Origin of the sequence: Tessaracoccus bendigoensis DSM 12906 (assembly GCF_900141915.1) — a bacterium.
GTDB classification, from domain to species: domain Bacteria; phylum Actinomycetota; class Actinomycetes; order Propionibacteriales; family Propionibacteriaceae; genus Arachnia; species Arachnia bendigoensis.
Window position 1 is genome coordinate 1 of sequence record NZ_FQZG01000058.1, and the last position, 16447, is coordinate 16447.

Annotated in this window: 20 protein-coding genes and 1 tRNA gene; 15 read left to right on the top strand and 6 right to left on the bottom strand. The window is 66.0% G+C overall.

Going from position 1 to position 16447, the window contains the following annotated elements; all coding sequences use genetic code 11:
* Positions 1–353: 353 nt before the first annotated feature.
* The 3 genes from BUC15_RS13760 to BUC15_RS13770 form a co-directional block, all read right to left on the bottom strand.
* Positions 354–629 carry a hypothetical protein gene (locus BUC15_RS13760; protein ID WP_139280279.1) on the bottom strand — a complete coding sequence of 92 codons (276 nt, stop codon included), beginning with the start codon at positions 627–629 and terminating at the stop codon, positions 354–356.
* A 16-nt stretch (positions 630–645) separates the two neighbouring features.
* Positions 646–909 carry a hypothetical protein gene (locus BUC15_RS13765; protein ID WP_073189287.1) on the bottom strand — a complete coding sequence of 88 codons (264 nt, stop codon included), beginning with the start codon at positions 907–909 and terminating at the stop codon, positions 646–648.
* Positions 910–1391: 482 nt separating this feature from the next.
* A tRNA-Leu gene (locus BUC15_RS13770) sits at positions 1392–1476 on the bottom strand.
* 172 nt (positions 1477–1648) lie between these two features.
* Between BUC15_RS13770 and BUC15_RS13775 the strand changes: the two genes are divergently transcribed.
* Complete coding sequence (locus BUC15_RS13775) at positions 1649–2035, top strand: DUF3224 domain-containing protein (protein WP_073189289.1); 387 nt, start codon at positions 1649–1651, stop codon at positions 2033–2035.
* An 8-nt stretch (positions 2036–2043) separates the two neighbouring features.
* Here the strand turns inward: BUC15_RS13775 and BUC15_RS13780 are convergent, their stop codons facing one another.
* Both BUC15_RS13780 and BUC15_RS13785 read right to left on the bottom strand, forming a co-directional pair.
* The gene (locus tag BUC15_RS13780; protein WP_073189291.1) at positions 2044–3012 is read right to left on the bottom strand and encodes an aldo/keto reductase; all 969 of its coding nucleotides are present in this window, start codon (positions 3010–3012) and stop codon (positions 2044–2046) included.
* Between the two features lie 2 nt (positions 3013–3014).
* The gene (locus BUC15_RS13785; RefSeq protein WP_073189293.1) at positions 3015–3839 is read right to left on the bottom strand and encodes an undecaprenyl-diphosphate phosphatase; all 825 of its coding nucleotides are present in this window, start codon (positions 3837–3839) and stop codon (positions 3015–3017) included.
* A 77-nt stretch (positions 3840–3916) separates the two neighbouring features.
* Here BUC15_RS13785 and BUC15_RS13790 point away from each other — a divergent pair, with 77 nt between their 5' ends.
* The 7 genes from BUC15_RS13790 to BUC15_RS13820 are packed head-to-tail and all read left to right on the top strand — an operon-like array spanning position 3917 to position 8804.
* The gene (locus BUC15_RS13790) at positions 3917–4585 is read left to right on the top strand and encodes an MSMEG_4193 family putative phosphomutase (protein ID WP_073189295.1); all 669 of its coding nucleotides are present in this window, start codon (positions 3917–3919) and stop codon (positions 4583–4585) included.
* Positions 4582–5103: a DUF3090 domain-containing protein gene (locus BUC15_RS13795; protein WP_073189298.1), complete on the top strand. Its 522-nt coding sequence runs from the start codon at positions 4582–4584 to the stop codon at positions 5101–5103. The genes BUC15_RS13790 and BUC15_RS13795 overlap by 4 nt, the downstream gene beginning before the upstream one ends.
* On the top strand, positions 5100–5837 hold the full coding sequence (locus BUC15_RS13800; protein WP_073189300.1) for an SCO1664 family protein: 738 nt from the start codon (positions 5100–5102) through the stop codon (positions 5835–5837). The genes BUC15_RS13795 and BUC15_RS13800 overlap by 4 nt, the downstream gene beginning before the upstream one ends.
* 16 nt (positions 5838–5853) lie before the next feature.
* A complete protein-coding gene (gene mshC / locus BUC15_RS13805; RefSeq protein WP_073189302.1) occupies positions 5854–7101 on the top strand; it encodes a cysteine--1-D-myo-inosityl 2-amino-2-deoxy-alpha-D-glucopyranoside ligase in 1248 nt (415 codons plus the stop codon).
* A 16-nt stretch (positions 7102–7117) separates the two neighbouring features.
* Positions 7118–7381: a phosphoribosyl-ATP diphosphatase gene (locus BUC15_RS13810; RefSeq protein ID WP_073189304.1), complete on the top strand. Its 264-nt coding sequence runs from the start codon at positions 7118–7120 to the stop codon at positions 7379–7381.
* A 29-nt stretch (positions 7382–7410) separates the two neighbouring features.
* Positions 7411–8274: an ATP phosphoribosyltransferase gene (hisG, locus tag BUC15_RS13815; protein ID WP_073189307.1), complete on the top strand. Its 864-nt coding sequence runs from the start codon at positions 7411–7413 to the stop codon at positions 8272–8274.
* The gene (locus tag BUC15_RS13820; protein WP_139280280.1) at positions 8262–8804 is read left to right on the top strand and encodes a PH domain-containing protein; all 543 of its coding nucleotides are present in this window, start codon (positions 8262–8264) and stop codon (positions 8802–8804) included. The genes hisG and BUC15_RS13820 overlap by 13 nt, the downstream gene beginning before the upstream one ends.
* 4 nt (positions 8805–8808) lie before the next feature.
* Here BUC15_RS13820 and BUC15_RS13825 read toward each other — a convergent pair whose 3' ends face one another.
* On the bottom strand, positions 8809–9339 hold the full coding sequence (locus BUC15_RS13825; protein ID WP_073189311.1) for a hypothetical protein: 531 nt from the start codon (positions 9337–9339) through the stop codon (positions 8809–8811).
* Positions 9340–9396: 57 nt separating this feature from the next.
* Between BUC15_RS13825 and BUC15_RS13830 the strand changes: the two genes are divergently transcribed.
* The 7 genes from BUC15_RS13830 (at position 9397) to pheT (ending at position 15918) form a co-directional block, all read left to right on the top strand.
* Positions 9397–9906 carry an SseB family protein gene (locus BUC15_RS13830; RefSeq protein ID WP_073189313.1) on the top strand — a complete coding sequence of 170 codons (510 nt, stop codon included), beginning with the start codon at positions 9397–9399 and terminating at the stop codon, positions 9904–9906.
* Between the two features lie 232 nt (positions 9907–10138).
* Positions 10139–10822: a translation initiation factor IF-3 gene (gene infC / locus BUC15_RS13835; protein ID WP_084189603.1), complete on the top strand. Its 684-nt coding sequence runs from the start codon at positions 10139–10141 to the stop codon at positions 10820–10822.
* A gap of 34 nt (positions 10823–10856) precedes the next feature.
* A complete protein-coding gene (gene rpmI, locus BUC15_RS13840; protein WP_073189318.1) occupies positions 10857–11063 on the top strand; it encodes a 50S ribosomal protein L35 in 207 nt (68 codons plus the stop codon).
* Positions 11064–11126: 63 nt separating this feature from the next.
* Complete coding sequence (gene rplT, locus BUC15_RS13845; protein ID WP_073189320.1) at positions 11127–11495, top strand: 50S ribosomal protein L20; 369 nt, start codon at positions 11127–11129, stop codon at positions 11493–11495.
* Positions 11496–11505: 10 nt separating this feature from the next.
* Positions 11506–12333, top strand: coding sequence for a TrmH family RNA methyltransferase (locus BUC15_RS13850; RefSeq protein ID WP_073189322.1), 828 nt, complete (start codon positions 11506–11508; stop codon positions 12331–12333).
* The gene (pheS, locus tag BUC15_RS13855; RefSeq protein WP_073189324.1) at positions 12320–13429 is read left to right on the top strand and encodes a phenylalanine--tRNA ligase subunit alpha; all 1110 of its coding nucleotides are present in this window, start codon (positions 12320–12322) and stop codon (positions 13427–13429) included. The genes BUC15_RS13850 and pheS overlap by 14 nt, the downstream gene beginning before the upstream one ends.
* On the top strand, positions 13426–15918 hold the full coding sequence (pheT, locus tag BUC15_RS13860; protein WP_073189326.1) for a phenylalanine--tRNA ligase subunit beta: 2493 nt from the start codon (positions 13426–13428) through the stop codon (positions 15916–15918). The genes pheS and pheT overlap by 4 nt, the downstream gene beginning before the upstream one ends.
* Positions 15919–16447 lie beyond the last annotated feature (529 nt).

A 16447-nucleotide genomic window follows, 5' to 3' on the forward strand; every position in this document is an offset into this window, starting at 1 on the left:
GCAGGTGTCGGCGGCGGATCGCTGGTGACGAGCCCTTTCACAGGTGTCGACGGCGGATCGCTGGTGACGCGCACCCGGCCAGCGACCAGGTGCCGCCACGGCGCCGAGGGGAGCAGCCAAGGTCTGCTGGAAGGCGCGTTGCGCATCTTCGGAGACACACCGATCGCGCCGCTGGGTCCAGCGCAAGGACCTTCTCCTACTGCAAAGCGACGGACTCGTCGTGGCGGATGTGTGCCGGGCCGCAAACCGTAGTCGGGCGATGCGCTGGGTGTGTCGGTACCCGCCGGCCGCACGGCGGCGCCAGGGCTCACTCGGCTCCGTCGGACCGGCTCAATCGGCAGCGGACTACTGGCTCAGTGCTGGGCGGAACACTGGCTCCCAGCAAGCGCAATATCCACGGCGTACACGCCTGTCTCTCGTGCTGCATCTGAGTCAGCGAAGTGCACCACGGCGGTATCGCGCATCGTGTTGGTGATGGCGATGTTCAAATCCGTGAGGGTGGACCGTGCAAAGGCACAACGCTCAGCATCAGCCACTGCCAAGCGCTCCTTCCGGCGTTCTCGAATACTCAGGTGATTCGTGAGCCACACACCAGTCAAGGACATCGCGCCACCGATGAGCACGGCCACAAGGGTCTCCCACATGTCAGTTCGCTCCGATGATGGCCATGAGCTTGTCCAGAGACTTCTCGTCGTAGCCCAGACTCACCATTGCGCCGTAGATGTCCATGTTGCTCCTACCGGCAGCTCGGGCGTCGTCAGACCCTTGACGTGCCTGCCCGACTGTCAGCGAATCACGCTTGTCGGTCCAGCCGTGGTTGCCCGACCAGTCGATGTGCTCAATGGCCTTCTGAGCTGCCTCGCTAGGAGCGGGGTACTTCTCACCGGTGATGACATTGGCCGCGCCCATGTATCGTGCCCAACTCTCGGACCACCTGGTGGGCCACTCCACCACACCCAGCCACCCCCCCGGACATCTCCTGTGCAAGTTGAAGCCCCTTGAACGTTGGGCAGTAGGCAACAATCGGGACGCCATACCGGGCGCTGGTGCGGGAGTGTTCCGTAGTTGTCGCTCGAACCCGCGTGAGGCTGTCGATGCGTCCGCCGTACTGCCTCTGGCGTGGGAGTACAACCACCGACTGTTGCATCGCTGCCTTCTCTGCGGCGATGAGGTAGGGGGGGCGCAAGTGATCGACCGCATCGTTGACTGGCTCGGCCTTCCGGTATGGGACGAAGTGGACGGTGAGCGGGGTGGTAGGTCGCATCATGGTCAGCACCCTAGAGACCACCACTGACAAGCCCGCGGAAACTTAGTGGGGAAAAGTGGGGAAACGGCCTGAAATGACTAACCCCGTCTGACGTTTTACCTTGTCAGACGGGGTTTGAGTGTTGTGTCCGAGAGAGGACTTGAACCTCCATGCCCTTAACGGGCACTAGCACCTCAAGCTAGCGCGTCTACCTATTCCGCCACCCGGACGAGTGGACTCCCTGGGGAGTGCGAAAACAAACTCTAGAGGGAACCGACCGTAGAACGCAAATCGTTGCGGGTCGGCTACGTCCCCCGTAGTCAATCGCCGTTCCACGCCGACACGCCCAGGTGCCGGGGGAACGCCGTAGGCTTGATGCAGTCTGATCAAGGAGGATTTCTCATGGCCATCCGCGCGACGTTCGAGATCGAGATCACTCCGACGGAGGCTGTCCTGCCCGCAACCGGCCGGTTCGACTTCGCGAAGGTCTGGACGGGTGACATCAGAGGCGTGAGCCGCGGCGTCATGCTCTCGGCAGGCGACCCTGCCTCCGGCACCGCGGGCTATGTCGCCTTGGAGGTCTTCGAGGGGACGATCGGGGAGCGCTCGGGCACGGTGGCGTTCCAGCAACTCGGAACCATGGATCACGGCAACCAGGGGCTCCGGTACCTGGTCGTACCAGGCTCCGGCACGGGCGACCTCGTCGGCGCGATCGGCGTCCTCAATCTGAAAGTCGATTCCGATTCTGGAATCCACTCGGTCGTGCTGGAACTGTCGTCGGACCGCTGAGGATCAACTCACGGCGTGCGCAGCGCGTTCGGGCCACCGGAGATGTCGTCGAGCGCCGAGACGATGGGCGCCACGAGTTCCTTGCCTTCCGTGTCCAGGAGTTCCGCCAGCTGGTCCACCGTCCGTGGGCCGATCAGCGCCGAGGCGACCTGGGGAGCGTCCCGCACCCAAAGCAGGGCGACCTGTGACGGCGTCAGCCCAAGGCCCTGCGCCGCGTGCGCTATGGCGTCGACGATCGCCCGCGAGCGTGGTTGCAGGTAAGGCTCCAGGAACCAGCCGAAGTGGTCGGACGCGGCACGCGAGTCGCGGGGGAGTCGACCTCCCTGATACTTGCCGGTGAGCGCTCCCCGCCCGAGGCTCGACCATGCCAGCAGCCCGAGCTCGTGGAACTGGGCGGCCCCGACGACCTCCACCTCGGCCCGCCTCGCCAACAGCGAGTACTCCACCTGCACGCTGGACAGCCGGGTTCTGGTGCGGTCGGCCGCTTGCCAGGTCGCCGCGGTGGCACTCTGCCAACCGATGAAGTTGGAGACCCCGATGTAGCGGGCCATACCGCGCGACACGGCGGTGTCCATGGCGGACAGGGTTTCCTCGATCGGAGCCGCCCCCCACGCGTGAACCTGCCAAAGGTCCACGTGGTCGGTCTTCAACCTACGCAGCGAACCCGCGAGGTCGTCAAGGAGAGCGCCTCGGGACGTGTCGATCACGCGCTTGCCGTCGCGCACCACGAACCCCGCCTTGGTCGCGATCACCAGAGACTCGCGGGGGATCCCGGCGGCCAGCGCCTTGCCGATCATCTGTTCGGCGATACCGGCGCCGTAGGCGGGAGAGGTGTCGACGAGATTGCCTCCGGCCGACACGAACTCGTGCAGCAGGTCGCGGGCGGCGGGCCACTCCACATCGCGACCCCACGAGATCGTGCCGAGCCCGAGCGTTGATACCTGGAGCCCGGATGAGCCGAGCGGTCGGAGCGCCATGACTAGGCGACCAACACGCCGGTCAGGATCAACCCGGCCACGACCGCGGCGACGACGAGGCGATAGACGACGAAGATGTTGAAGTTGTGCGTCGAGATGTAGCGAAGCAGCCAGGCGATCACCGCGTATCCGACGCCGAAGGCGATCAGGGTGGCGACGATAGTAGGCCCCCAAGCGGTCGACGCGTCACCGCCGATGTCCTTCAGCTTGTAGAGACCTGACCCGAACACCGCCGGCACGGCCAGCAGGAATGCGTAGCGGGTCGCGGCCGGCCGGTTGTAGCCGAGGAACAGGCCGCCGGAGATCGTGGCCCCGGAGCGGGACACCCCAGGAATCAACGCGCAAGCCTGGAAGAGGCCGAACAGGATGCCGTCGCGCCACGACAGATCCTTCAACTCCTTTGTGTTCCTTGATCCGAATCTGTCGGCCAAAGCCAGGATGACGGCCACACCCGCCAACATCGCGACGGTGATCCACAGGTTTCGTAGCGTCGTGTCGATCGCATCCTGGAACAGGAGTCCGAGCAGGACGATCGGGACCGAACCGATGATCACCAACCAACCCATCCTGGCGTCCGGGTCGCCCTTCTCCACCTTGCCGGTGAAGCTGCCGAACCAGTGCGTGATGATCCGCCAGATGTCCTTTCGGAAGTAGACCAGCACGGCGGTCTCGGTGCCGAGTTGCGTCACCGCCGTGAACGCGGCCCCTGGGTCCGCCCCCTCGAAGAACAGTTGACCGACGATTGAAACGTGGGCACTGGATGAGATCGGAAGGAACTCGGTTAGTCCCTGAACGATGCCCAACACGATGGCCTGCAGCCAATCCATCCGGGTCCTCTCGGTAGGAGCGAAAATCAGGGCAACTGTACTCCGATGCGGTTGGGACACGGATTAGGCTTGCCGCCATGACGAAGGTGGTTCTGATCCGACACGGTCGCTCGACGGCCAACGCGGACGGCGTGCTGGCGGGCCGGGCGCCGGGCGTTGCGCTCGATGAGACCGGTCGGGCGCAGGCGACCAAACTTGGGAGGCTGCTGGCCCGCGCGGAGATCGCCGCCGCATTCACGTCGCCGGTCCAGCGGTGTCGGGAGACGGCGACACTCGCCGGTTTCGGGGCCGCAACGGTCGTCGAGGAGTTGAGCGAATGTGACTACGGGGCCTGGACCGGGGCAAGGCTTGAGACGCTCCGTGGCGAGCACGTCTGGGGCGACATCCAGACGGCGCCCTCAAGGGTCTCGTTCCCCGGAGGCGAATCCATGCAGGAGATGTTCGCCAGAACTTCGGGGGCGGTCCGGGAACTGGCAGGACGGCACGCCGACGCGGAGACGATCGTCGTCTTCTCTCACGGCGACCCGATCAAGGCGATCCTGGCGGACGCTTTTGGGATGCGGCTCGATGACTTCCAGCGGCTCCACGTCAGCCCTGCTGGGGTGAGCATCGTCGAATACCACGGGGAGCGTCCGCTCGTGGTGTGCGTCAACGTGGTAGGCGACCTCGCCTCGCTGTTGGGCTCGACGATCGCGCCGATGGTAGGCGGCGGGGACGTCGCAAATCCGCGTAGGCTGCCAGCATGATGCTGGAGTTCGACCGACCCGACCGTTGCGTCATCGGGACCGTTGGGCAACCGGGGAACCGGTTGTTCCTGATCCAGGTCGCCCAGGGTGGCCAACTGGCCGCGGTGGCCCTCGAGAAGCAACAGGCGCAACTTTTAGGTGTGCGGATAGGTGAGGTGCTCGACCAGCTGGCGGATCTCGGCCACGACGTGCCCCCCACCCAGCCTCCAGCCGACATGGGTCCTTTGGACGCCCCCGTCACCGTCGACTTCCGGGCGGCAGCCATCGGCCTCGCCTGGGACGCCGAGTCGCAGCGCCTGGTGCTCGAGTTGTTCTCGATCGAAGCCGACGAAGACTCGGGCGAGAACTCCCTGCTTCAGGTGCGCTTGACGCCGGCGATGGCCCGGGAGTTCTCTGGCCGGGCTGGGCTCGTGGTCGCCTCAGGTCGCCCGGCCTGCCCCGCGTGTGGACAGCCGCTCGACCCGGCGGGCCACATCTGCCCCCGCTCAAACGGCTACCGGGGCGATTTGTTCACATGACGGGACCAGTCGGCGACCTCGATCTGGTAGGTCGGCTCGTGGACGCCTCGAACGGCACCTTCCTCGGCGTGGACCAGGACCGCCGAGCCTGGGTCTACAAGCCGGTTGCGGGCGAGGCGCCGCTGTGGGACTTCCCGACAGGGACGCTCGGCAGGCGGGAGGTGGCGGCCTACGCGCTCTCCGAGGCGCTCGGACTCGACGTGGTTCCGCTGACGGTCTGGATCGACGGCCCGCTGGGAGAGGGGTCGGCCCAGGCATGGGTGAAGGGGGAGCCGACGGAGCTCATCGACCTTCTCGACCCTGAACTGCTGGACGAGGGCTGGTTGCCGATCCTGTCGGCGATCACCGAGGACGACGAACCGGTCGTGCTGGCCCACCGCGACGACCCCCGCCTGCGGGCGGTGGCACTGTTCGATGTGCTGCTCAACAACGCCGACCGCAAGGCCAGCCACCTGATCGCTGACGGCGAACACATCTTGGGCGTGGATCACGGCGTGAGCCTGCACGTTGACCACAAGCTGAGGACGGTGCTCTGGGGATGGGCGGGTTCGCCGCTCAGCGACGAAGAAGCACGTCAGACGTCCCTTGCCGCAGCGGTATCTGCCCCGCTGGCGCCGGGGCTCGACGTCGACGAATGGGCCGCGCTGACGCGGCGGGCTGAGCGACTCCTCGCTGAGGGGGCGTTCCCGAGACCGTCTGGCAGATGGCCCAGCATCCCGTGGCCACCGTTGTAGGCGCTAAGTTGGCTGCATGTATGCGTGGGCCCCTGTCGCTGTTCCGACCCTGAAGCCAACCGCGACCGGGGGGCGCCTGAGCGTGTTCGACACGCGCACCCGGCAGGTCCTCGAGACCGGACCCACCGCAGGCGAGGCCGCCAGGATGTATGTCTGCGGCATCACCCCCTACGACGCCACCCATCTTGGGCACGCATTCACCTATCTCACGTTCGACCTGATCAACCGCGCCTGGCGGGACCTTGGAGCCGAGGTCGTCTACACCCAGAACGTCACCGATGTCGACGACCCGCTACTGGAGCGCGCAGCGCAGACAGGCCGGGAATGGGAGGAACTGGCAGAGGACCAGATCGAACTCTTCCGCAGCGACATGCAGGACCTGCGGGTGATTCCCCCGGCGCACTACATCGGCGCCGTCGAGTCGATCGCGATGGTGGTGGAGCTGATCGAGAGGCTGCTTCCCTCGGGTCTGGTGTACCAGATCGACGACCCCGCGCACCCCGACTGGTACTTCAACACCGTGTCGGCGCCTGGTTTCGGTGAACTCAGCCATCTCGACGAGGCCCAGATGGTCGCGCGCTTCCGCGATAACGGCGGCGACCCTGACCGTGAAGGCAAACGGCACCCCCTCGATGCGCTGGTGTGGCGGTTCGCGCGTCCGGGCGAGCCGAGTTGGTCGTCGTCGCTGGGCGCGGGTCGCCCGGGTTGGCACATCGAATGCACCGCCATCGCACTGCGTTTCCTCGGTGGCGAGTTCGACATCCAGGGGGGTGGGTCCGACCTGGTCTTCCCACACCACGAGATGTGCGCCGCTGAGGCCGTCGTCGCCTCCGGTAGGCCGCTGGCCAAGACGTATGTGCACTCCGGCATGGTCGGGTTGGACGGCGAGAAGATGAGCAAATCGAAGGGGAACCTGGAACTCGTCAGTAGGCTGCGTCACGGTGGAGCCGACCCGATGGCGATCCGCCTCGCGTTGATCGGCCAGCACTACCGCACGGATTGGGAATGGACCCCCGACAAGCTCGTTGCCGCCGAGAAGAGGCTTCTGCTGTGGCGTTCGGTGCTGACGCTGCCGGGAGCCGCGCCCGCCGACGGGGTCATCGCGGCAATCCGGGCGGCCCTCCTGAATGACCTGGACACGCCTTCCGCACTGGCCGCGGTCGACACCTGGGCAGCAGCCTCGCAGGCGGGCGACCGGGCCGACGCCGGTGCCGTCGGCGAGGTGACCACCGCCGTCGACGCGCTGCTCGGCGTCGCGCTGTAGCGGTAGGCTGCCGAACGTGAAAACGTTCGAGCAACTCTTCGATCAACTCAGTGAGACCAAGCGGACGAGGCCGGAAGGCTCCGGCACTCTCGCCAGGCTCGACGCCGGGGTCCACTCGATCGGCAAGAAGGTCGTCGAGGAGGCCGCCGAGGTGTGGATGGCGGCAGAGTACGAGACGAAGGAGCAGGCCGCCGAGGAGATCAGCCAATTGCTGTACCACGCCCAGGTGATGATGCTCGCGCTCGACCTGGAACTCGAAGACGTCTACCGCTACCTCTGACCGAAACACCCAAGGAAACAAGGCCCGCCGTGACCTCAGAACGACTCCTCCGAATCGCCGTCCCCAACAAGGGTGCCCTCGCCGAGCCCGCCGCCGCCATGCTGCGGGCGGCCGGCTATCGTCAGCGCACTGACTCAAAGGACCTGACGCTGATCGACAACGATCACAGCGTCGAGTTCTACTACCTCCGTCCACGCGACATCGCCGTCTACATCGGCCGCGGCCACCTTGACCTCGGGATCACGGGACGGGACATGCTGCTCGATTCGGAAGCCGACGCCACCGAGATCATGCAACTCGGCTTCGGCGGGTCCCGGTTCCGGTTCGCGGCACGTGGCGGGTCAGGCATGAGTGTCGCGGACCTCAACGGGAAACGCATCGCCACCTCCTACCCCGGGCTGCTCCAGACCTACCTCAACGAGCAGGGCGTCTCGGCCGAACTGGTCAAGTTGGACGGCGCCGTCGAATCGGCGATCAGGCTAGGTGTCGCCGATGTGGTCGCCGATGTCGTCGACACCGGAACCACCTTGCGCCGCGCGGGCCTCGAGCTGTTCGGCGACGCGATCTGCTCGTCCGAGGCGGTGCTCATCCAGCGCAACGGGGGCAGCGACCTGCCTCCCCAGGCGGAGGCGCTCCGCACCAGGCTCACATCTGTGTTGGTCGCGCAGAACTACCTCATGATGGACTACAACGTCGAACAGGTGAACCTCGATACCACCACTGCGCTGGCCCCGGGGGTTGAGGGGCCGACCGTTTCGAACCTGGCCAAGACGGGCTGGTGTGCGGTGAGGGTGCTGGTGCCTCGCACCGGGGCGCACCTCCTGATGGATCAGCTCTATGCGGCGGGTGCCCGTGGCATCCTGCTCACCGAACTGGCTGCGTGCAGGCTGTGAGCGACGAGGTCGGCGCCTCGCCCCGCGAGGTCCCGGAACATCTGTCCTACACGAGTCGCCCTGCGCTGATGACGGCGGTGGTTCTCTCTCTGGTTCTGCTGTCGTTTGCGATGTACGGCTGGTATGCCATCGGCAAGGAGATCCGAGATCAGATCACTTGGATTCAGGCCGCGACGCTGCTCTTCTTCATGTTCTTCATGATCGGCGTGATGCTGTCGGTCGGATACTCACGGCTCTGGGCCAACGCGGACGGGGTCACCGTCCGGAACGGCCCGATCCTGCGCCGCTACCCCATCGACCAGATCGCCGGGGTCAGGCTCCGCAAGGGCGATGCCTGGAGTTCGCTCCTGATCAAGGGCGGGGAGGGGCTCAAACGTAAACCGGCTCTCGCGATCCAGTCGCTCGAAGGCGAGGAGGGGCAACGCAAGCTGGTCGAACTGCGCCGCTGGCTCGTCGAGCATGGCGCAACTTCGCGCGACGTGACGCTCAGGCCCGAGGACGAGCCCCCGCAGCAGGACGACGTGGACTGAATCCTTACATGATGCCGCGTTTGCGCAGCAGGGCCTCGATCTCCGCGTCTTCGGGGTCGAGGCCGTTGTGCTTCTTGGCCGCCGGGCCGGGCTGTGGCTTGGCCTGCTGGGGTTGCGCTGAGCTGGGCCCGGTCGTGGGCTGTGCCGGGCGGCCGGAACCCTGGATGGCAGGGTTCGGCTTCTGTGGCTTGGACTCCTTCGCCGCGACCTTGGCCTTCTCCGGTGACGGGCCCACCTCGGGTCGTTGGCCCTTCGGCAGGAAGGTTCCGATCACGAACACGACGATCCCGCCCACCACGAGACCGATTCCCCAGCCTGTCAGGTTGGTGAACGGGGTGCGCTGGAACCAGGCGATCAGGCTGAGGACGCCGTTGATCGTCAGATCGGTCACTCCCGTGAGGAAGAGCCCGACGGGAATCGCCCCGAGTCCGATGCCCATCACGAGAGACCGGAAGCTATGGTTACGCGCCGTCAGGCCCGCAGCGATCGCAATGATGACGAGCGAGAGTCCGACGGTGATGATCAAGGCAGCCATGGGCACAAGTTTGGCACAGACAGAAACTGCACCCCACTATCGCTATTGTCTGGGCACATGCCAGAGCTACGTTCCCTCGCCCAACCCGGTTCGCGCTTCGCCGGTGACGACGGCGCGCCCGACGCTGTCACGCGGCAGGCTATCGCCAAGGTCTGCGACCACACGAGCTACATCAGGGCGATCGTCGCGCTGTGTACCAGCAGGTTACTGATGCCCATCGTGGCCACCGGCGACGAGTCAATGGACGGCCCGGACCCGGAGCGCCATGCGGAGATGGCGGCCGTCACCTTGAATGACGAGTCGGGCAGCTATCTGTTGGCCTTCACCGGCATCGACTCGCTTAAGCTGTGGTCCGGGGAGGCGCGACCGATCCCGTGCCTGCTCGACGAACTGTGCGCCACGGTCCAGGAGGCGGGGGCGCAACAGCTTCTGATCGACGTGGCCGGTCCCGTTCCATTCGTCATCGCAGGGGATGCCTTGCAGTTGTTGGCTGAAGGCAACCGTCTCGTCGAGTTCGAGGGCGAGGACTTCGCCTGGGTCAAGTACGCAGACATCGTCGAGCCCTGAAGTCGGCCGTCGATCTCCGGTTTGGAGAACGGCGTCAGAGCCCGTAAACTCAACAAAGTTCAATCGGCGGCTTCGGCTGCCCGCAAAGTGGAGTGACCTCCCACCCGAGCCGCCACAGGCAGCCGGGTCACCGAACAGGGCTCGCGTGAGCGTCCCCGCGATCCGGTGTCAAGGCCTCCGCGTGCGCGGGGGCCTTTCGTCGTTCTAACAACAGACACACACTGGAGGACCCATCAGCACTGAACCGCGGATCAATGATCGCATCCGAGTATCTGAAGTCCGGCTCGTCGGCCCCAACGGCGAGCAGGTAGGCATCGTGCGCGTCGAGGACGCCTTGCGTCTGGCGGCGGAAAACGATCTGGATCTTGTCGAAGTAGCGCCGATGGCCCGTCCGCCGGTCGCGAAACTGATGGATTACGGCAAGTTCAAGTTCGAGGCCGCCCAGAAGGAGCGTGACGCCCGACGCAACCAGTCGAACGTCAGCACCAAGGAAATGAAGCTCCGACTCAAAATCGACAACCACGATTATGAGACGAAGAAGGGCCACGTCGTCCGGTTCTTGAAGGCCGGAGACAAGGTGAAGATCACCATCATGTTCCGCGGGCGCGAACAGTCCCGTCCCGAGATGGGCATGGATCTGCTCCGTCGCCTGGCCGACGACGTCGCGGAGTTCGGTTTCGTCGAATCCGCGCCCAAGCAGGACGGCCGCAACATGCTGATGGTGCTGGGCCCGACCAAGAAGAAGACCGAGGCCCGGGCCGATCAGGCTGCCGACCGTGACCGCCGGATTGCCGAGCGGAAGTCGAACGCCGAACAGGATCGGGCCGCCGAGGCGCAGATGCGTGCGGCGGCAACCTCCGCAACGAAGAAGAAGCGCGGTCCAGCAGACAACCTGGACCCTGACATCGACCTCTGACCAGGTCGACAAACATTAGAAAGCGAGCCAATACATGCCGAAGATGAAGTCGCACTCCGGCGCGAAGAAGCGGTTCAAGACCACCGGCACGGGCAAGCTCGTGCGTCGTCAGGCCAACCTCGGCCACCTGAACGAGCACAAGTCGTCGCGCCGCATCCGCCGCCTGCAAGCCACTGAGGTCGTGACCCCGGCCGACGCCAAGAAGATGCGCAAGCTCCTTGGCAAGCACAAGGGCCGCTGAGCCCCAACCCCCAAGTCCCCAGCCCAACCGTCGGAGAGTCCGACAAACCCCTAGGAGTAGTCCATGGCACGCGTGAAGCGTTCTGTGAATGCGAAGAAGAAGCGTCGCGAAGTCCTCGAACTCGCCTCGGGATACCGTGGCCAGCGTTCGCGCCTGTACCGCAAGGCGAAGGAGCAGATGCTCCACTCAGCCACCTACAGCTACCGTGACCGTCGCGCCAAGAAGGGCGACTTCCGGAGCCTCTGGATCCAGCGCATCAACGCCGCTGCCCGTGCGGAAGGCATGACCTACAACCGTTTCATCAACGGTCTGAAGAACGCCGGAGTCGAGGTGGATCGCAAGATCCTGGCCGAGTTGGCCGTCAACGACGTTGCCGCGTTCAACGCACTGGTCGCCGTCGCCAAGGACAACCAGCCAGCCGTTGCCGCCTGAGAGGCGAAGCGTGATTGACGAACCGAACGTTGCCCCTGGCCTGCCCGCCTCGGTGCTTCGTTCGGTTCGTCGTTTGACGCAGCGACGCGGGCGCGACATCACCGGCAAGTTCCTGGCAGAGGGCCGTCAGGCCGTCCGGGAGGCGCTCGGCACCGATGGCCTTGTCGAGGAACTGATCGTGCTCGACGCCGAAAGGCACGCGGATCTGCTGGCAGATGTCGGAGTCCCGGTTTGGCATGCGAGCGAGCATCAGATGCGCCAGCTCAGCGATACCGTGACCCCTCAAGGGATCGTCGCCGTGTGTCGCCAGTTGCGCTACGACTGGGATGCGCTCGACGACGCCCGGCTGGTGGTGATCTGTGCGCAGGTGCGTGACCCTGGCAATGCCGGCACGGTGATCAGGTGCGCAGACGCCTTTGGCGCCGACGCTGTGATCCTGACGGCGGGCAGCGTTGAAATCTACAATCCCAAGACGGTGCGTTCCACGGTCGGGAGCCTGTTCCACATGCCGATCCTCACCGGTGCGCCGCTCACGGAGGCGGTTGATCGGGTCAAGGAGCTGGGAATGACGGTTCTGGCGGCCGACGGCGACGGTGAACCGCTCGATCTCCTGGCGGCTGGGGGAGGCCTGAACGGCCCCGTCGCGTGGATCATGGGTAACGAAGCTTGGGGCCTGCCGGAGGGGGACGCCGAGTTGGCGGACCAGATCGTGGCGGTCCCGATGTGGGGCAGTGCGGAGAGCCTCAATCTCTCCAGCGCCGCTGCGGTGTGCCTTTACGCCACCGCATCGGCCCAAAGACGAAAAGGTGAAGGGGGAGGGTCCCATGTCCGGGCCTAACGACAACTTCGATCCCAAGCAGGTGGCGGCGCTCGACGCGGCCCAGATCGACTCGTTCGTGACCGATGCGCTGGCCGCGATCGCGGCGGCGCCGACGACGGCGGAGCTGAAGCAGGTGCGCCTCAACCATGCGGGCGACGCCTCTCCTCTGGCGCTCGCGAACCGGGAAATCGGCGCGCTGCCGCCGCAAGCGCGCAAGGAGGCCGGTAGGCGCGTCGGCCAGGCCCGTGGGCGGTTGACGCAGGCGATCGCCGCCCGGCAGGCCGAACTGGCCGAAGCCGAGTTGAGCGCCGCCCTGATCGCGCAGCGGGTCGACATGACGCTGCCGGTGGATCGGGGGCCACGCGGTGCCCTGCACCCGGTCACCAACCTGATCGACGAGATGATCGACGTGTTCGTCGCGATGGGGTGGCAGGTCGCGGACGGCCCGCAGCTCGAATCCGAGTGGCACAACTTCGACGCTCTCAACCTTGCCCCCGACCACCCAGCGCGTGCGCTCCAGGACACCCTCTGGGCAGATCCGCCCAGTGCAGGCAAGCTCCTTCGCACTCAGACGTCCCCGGTCCAGATCCGTGCGATGCTCGAGCGCGGAGTGCCGCTCTATGTGATCTCTCCGGGAAAGGTGTTCCGGGCCGACGAGTACGACGCGACCCATCTGCCCGTGTTCCATCAGCTGGAAGGCCTTGTGGTGGACAAGGGCATCTCGATGGCAGACCTGCGAGGCACGCTCGACCACCTAGCCAAGGAGATGTTCGGCGACGTCAGCACACGAATGCGGCCCCACTACTTCCCGTTCACCGAGCCGTCGGCCGAGGTCGACCTGCAGTGCTTCGTCTGCCACGGCGAATCCGTCGGCAACCCGGACCGGCCTTGTCGGACGTGCCGTTCGGAGGGATGGATCGAATGGGGCGGCTGCGGCGTGGTGAACCCGCGAGTGTTGACCGCCTGTGGAGTCGACCCCGAGGTCTACTCAGGCTTCGCCTTCGGGATGGGCGTCGACCGCACCGTCATGTTCCGAACCGGTGCACCCGACCTTCGCGACTTCGTGGAGGGCGACATCCGCTTCAGCCGTTCGATCATTGGAGGTGCCCGGTGAAGGCCCCTATCTCCTGGCTGCGTGACAACGTCGCGCTGCCACCGGAAACCAACACGGCAATGCTCGCCGAGCAGCTCACCAAGGTGGGTCTCACAGTCGAGCACATCGAGACGACCGGGTCGCCGGTGACCGGGCCCCTCGTCGTCGGACGCGTGTTGAGCATCGTCTCCGAGCCGCAGAAGAACGGCAAGACGATCCGGTACTGCCGGGTCGACGTGGGCAAGGCCCTCAACGACACGGCCACCGGTGACCACCCGGCCAGCCGGGGCATCGTGTGCGGTGCGGACAACTTCGTGGAAGGCGACCTGGTGGTCGTGGCCCTCCCTGGCGCCGTCCTGCCTGGTGGTTTCGCGATCGCCGCCCGTAAGACGTACGGGCACATCTCGGACGGCATGATCTGCGCCGAAGACGAACTGGGCCTCGGCGACGACCACTCGGGCATCATGGTTTTGGCGGCTGGATCAGCCGAACCAGGCGACAATGCGATCGACCTGTTGTGGAGTTCGGACGAGGTGCTCGACATCGAGGTCACCCCGGACCTCAGCTACTGCCTGTCGATCCGGGGCCTTGCCCGCGAGGCGGCCATCGCCAACGGCGTCACGTTCGACGACCGTTACCGCGCCCACCTGCCAGAACCCGTCGACGGCGGGCATCCGGTGGTGCTCGAGTCGGAGCGGTGTCAGGCGTTCGTGGCGCTCACAATCGATGGGATCGACCCCACCGCGGCGTCACCGTCCTGGATGGTGGAGCGCCTCCGAGCCTCGGGTGTGCGCTCGATCTCGCTGCCCGTGGACGTGACCAACTACGTCATGCTCGAATCGGGACAACCGCTGCACGCCTACGACGCGGCGAAACTGCAAGGACCGATCCGTGTGCGGCTGGCGCAACCGGGGGAGAAGCTGCGCACGCTCGACGGGCAGGATCGCGCCCTCGACGTGGACGACCTGCTGATCACCGACGACTCCGGGCCGATCGGGCTGGCTGGGGTGATGGGCGGCGAAACGACCGAGGTGTCAGACGACACGACTTCCATCGTGCTTGAGGCCGCCTCGTTCGCTGCCGCGTCGGTCTCGCGCACCTTCCGTCGACACTCGCTGCCCTCCGAGGCGTCCAAGCGCTTCGAGCGCGGCGTCGACACGCAACTCGGCCATGTGGCCGCTACCCGCGCCGCCAAGCTGCTAACAGAGGCCGGCGGCGGCAAGGTGACGGCTGGGACGATCGTCGGCGCGGCCACCGCGCCCCGCAGCGTGAAGCTCCGCTCGGGTCTGGTGTCCTCGGTGCTCGGCACCCGTGTCGATCAGGAGGAGATCATCCGGCTGCTCAACGCCGCCGCCATCCCGGTGACGGTGTTGGGCGATCTGCTGACGGTCACGGCGCCGAGTTGGCGCGGCGACCTTGTGGATCCTTACGACGTGGTCGAGGAGATCGGTCGGCATGTCGGCTACGACCGCATCGGGCTGAGGCTCCCGGTCCCTGCCGACACCCACGGTCTCGACCCACGCATCCGCGACCGGCGGGCCGTGCTGCGGGCGGTCGCGGCGTTCGGGTTCACCGAGTTGCTCACCTTGCCATTCACGTCCGAGGACGAGATTGAGCGGCTCGGCATCGAGGGCGACGATCATCGTCGCCAGCTCGTCCGTCTCGCCAATCCTCTGGCAGAGACCCAGGCATATCTGCGTACGACACTTCTCCCAGGGCTCTTCGACGCGGTTGCGCGCAACGTGTCGCGCAGCCTGACCGACCTCGCGCTCTTCGAGCAGGGGCGCGTGTTCTTCGACGGTGGTCCGGCGGTTGCGCCGAGGCCCAGCGTTGCGCATCGTCCGAGCCCAGAGGAACTGCAGGCGATCGAGGAGGCGCTGCCGGAGCAGCCGAACACTCTGGCGGCCGTCGTGACCGGCAACTGGCGCCCCGCGGGTTGGTGGGGCGCCGCGGAGGCGGCCGATTGGACCCATGTCGTTGCGTTCGCCGAATGCGCGGCCGAGTCCGTGGGGGTCGCCATGACCCGACGTAACGTCGAGCGTGCCCCCTGGCATCCGGGACGCTGCGCCGAACTGAGCGTAAACGGGCTCGTGGTGGGCCACGCCGGTGAACTGCACCCGGGGGTCGTCGGTGCTTTCCGGCTGCCGGAACACGCGTGCGCCGTCGAGATCAATCTCGATCTGCTGCTTGCGCAGTCGTCCCGAGGTGGCCAGATCGGCTCGCTGTCGGCGTTCCCGCTTGCGAAGGAGGATGTCGCGCTGATCGTCGACGACTCTGTGGCCGCAGCCGATGTTCAGGCGGCGCTTGCCGAGGGCGCGGGGGACCTCCTCGAATCGATCGCGCTGTTCGACGTCTACACCGGTGACCAGGCGGGCGATGGGAAGAAGTCCCTGGCGTTCGCGCTGCGGTTCCGCGCAGATCGCACGCTGACCGATGGAGAAGCGGCGGAGGCGCGTCAGAGGGCTGTCAAGGTCGCGGTCGACCGCTTCGGAGCTGTGCAGCGCGCCTGACCCAGGAACGCTCGTGGCTCGGGTGCGCTCGTGGCGCGGGTGTGCTCCTGGCTTACCCTCGCGCTGAGCCGCTGAAAATCGACCAGTGGTCGATTCTGGTGTGTCTGGCGTCGAGTATTGGCCACTGCCTGGCGTTTGGGTCTCGGCGTTGGCGGGCGGGGGTCGTCGAGTATCGGCCAGTGGTCGGTTTTGCTGTGTCTGGGGTCGAGTATTGGCCACTGCGTCGTCGTGGGTGGTGCTGGTGACGGCTGTTGAGCCGCCGGCGAGTATCGGCCAGTGGTCGATTCTGGTGTGTCTGACGTCGAGTATTGGCCACTGCGTCGTCGTGGGTGGTGCTGGTGACGGCTGCTGAGTCGTCGAGTATCGGCCAGTGGTCGATTTTCCCGTGTCTGACGGCGAGTATTGGCCACTGCCTGGCGTTTGGGTCTCGGCGTTGGCGGGCGGGGGTCGGCGAGTATCGGCCAGTGGTCGATTTTCCCGTGTCTGACGTCGAATATCGGCCACTACCTGACGTCTAGGCCAACCGGAT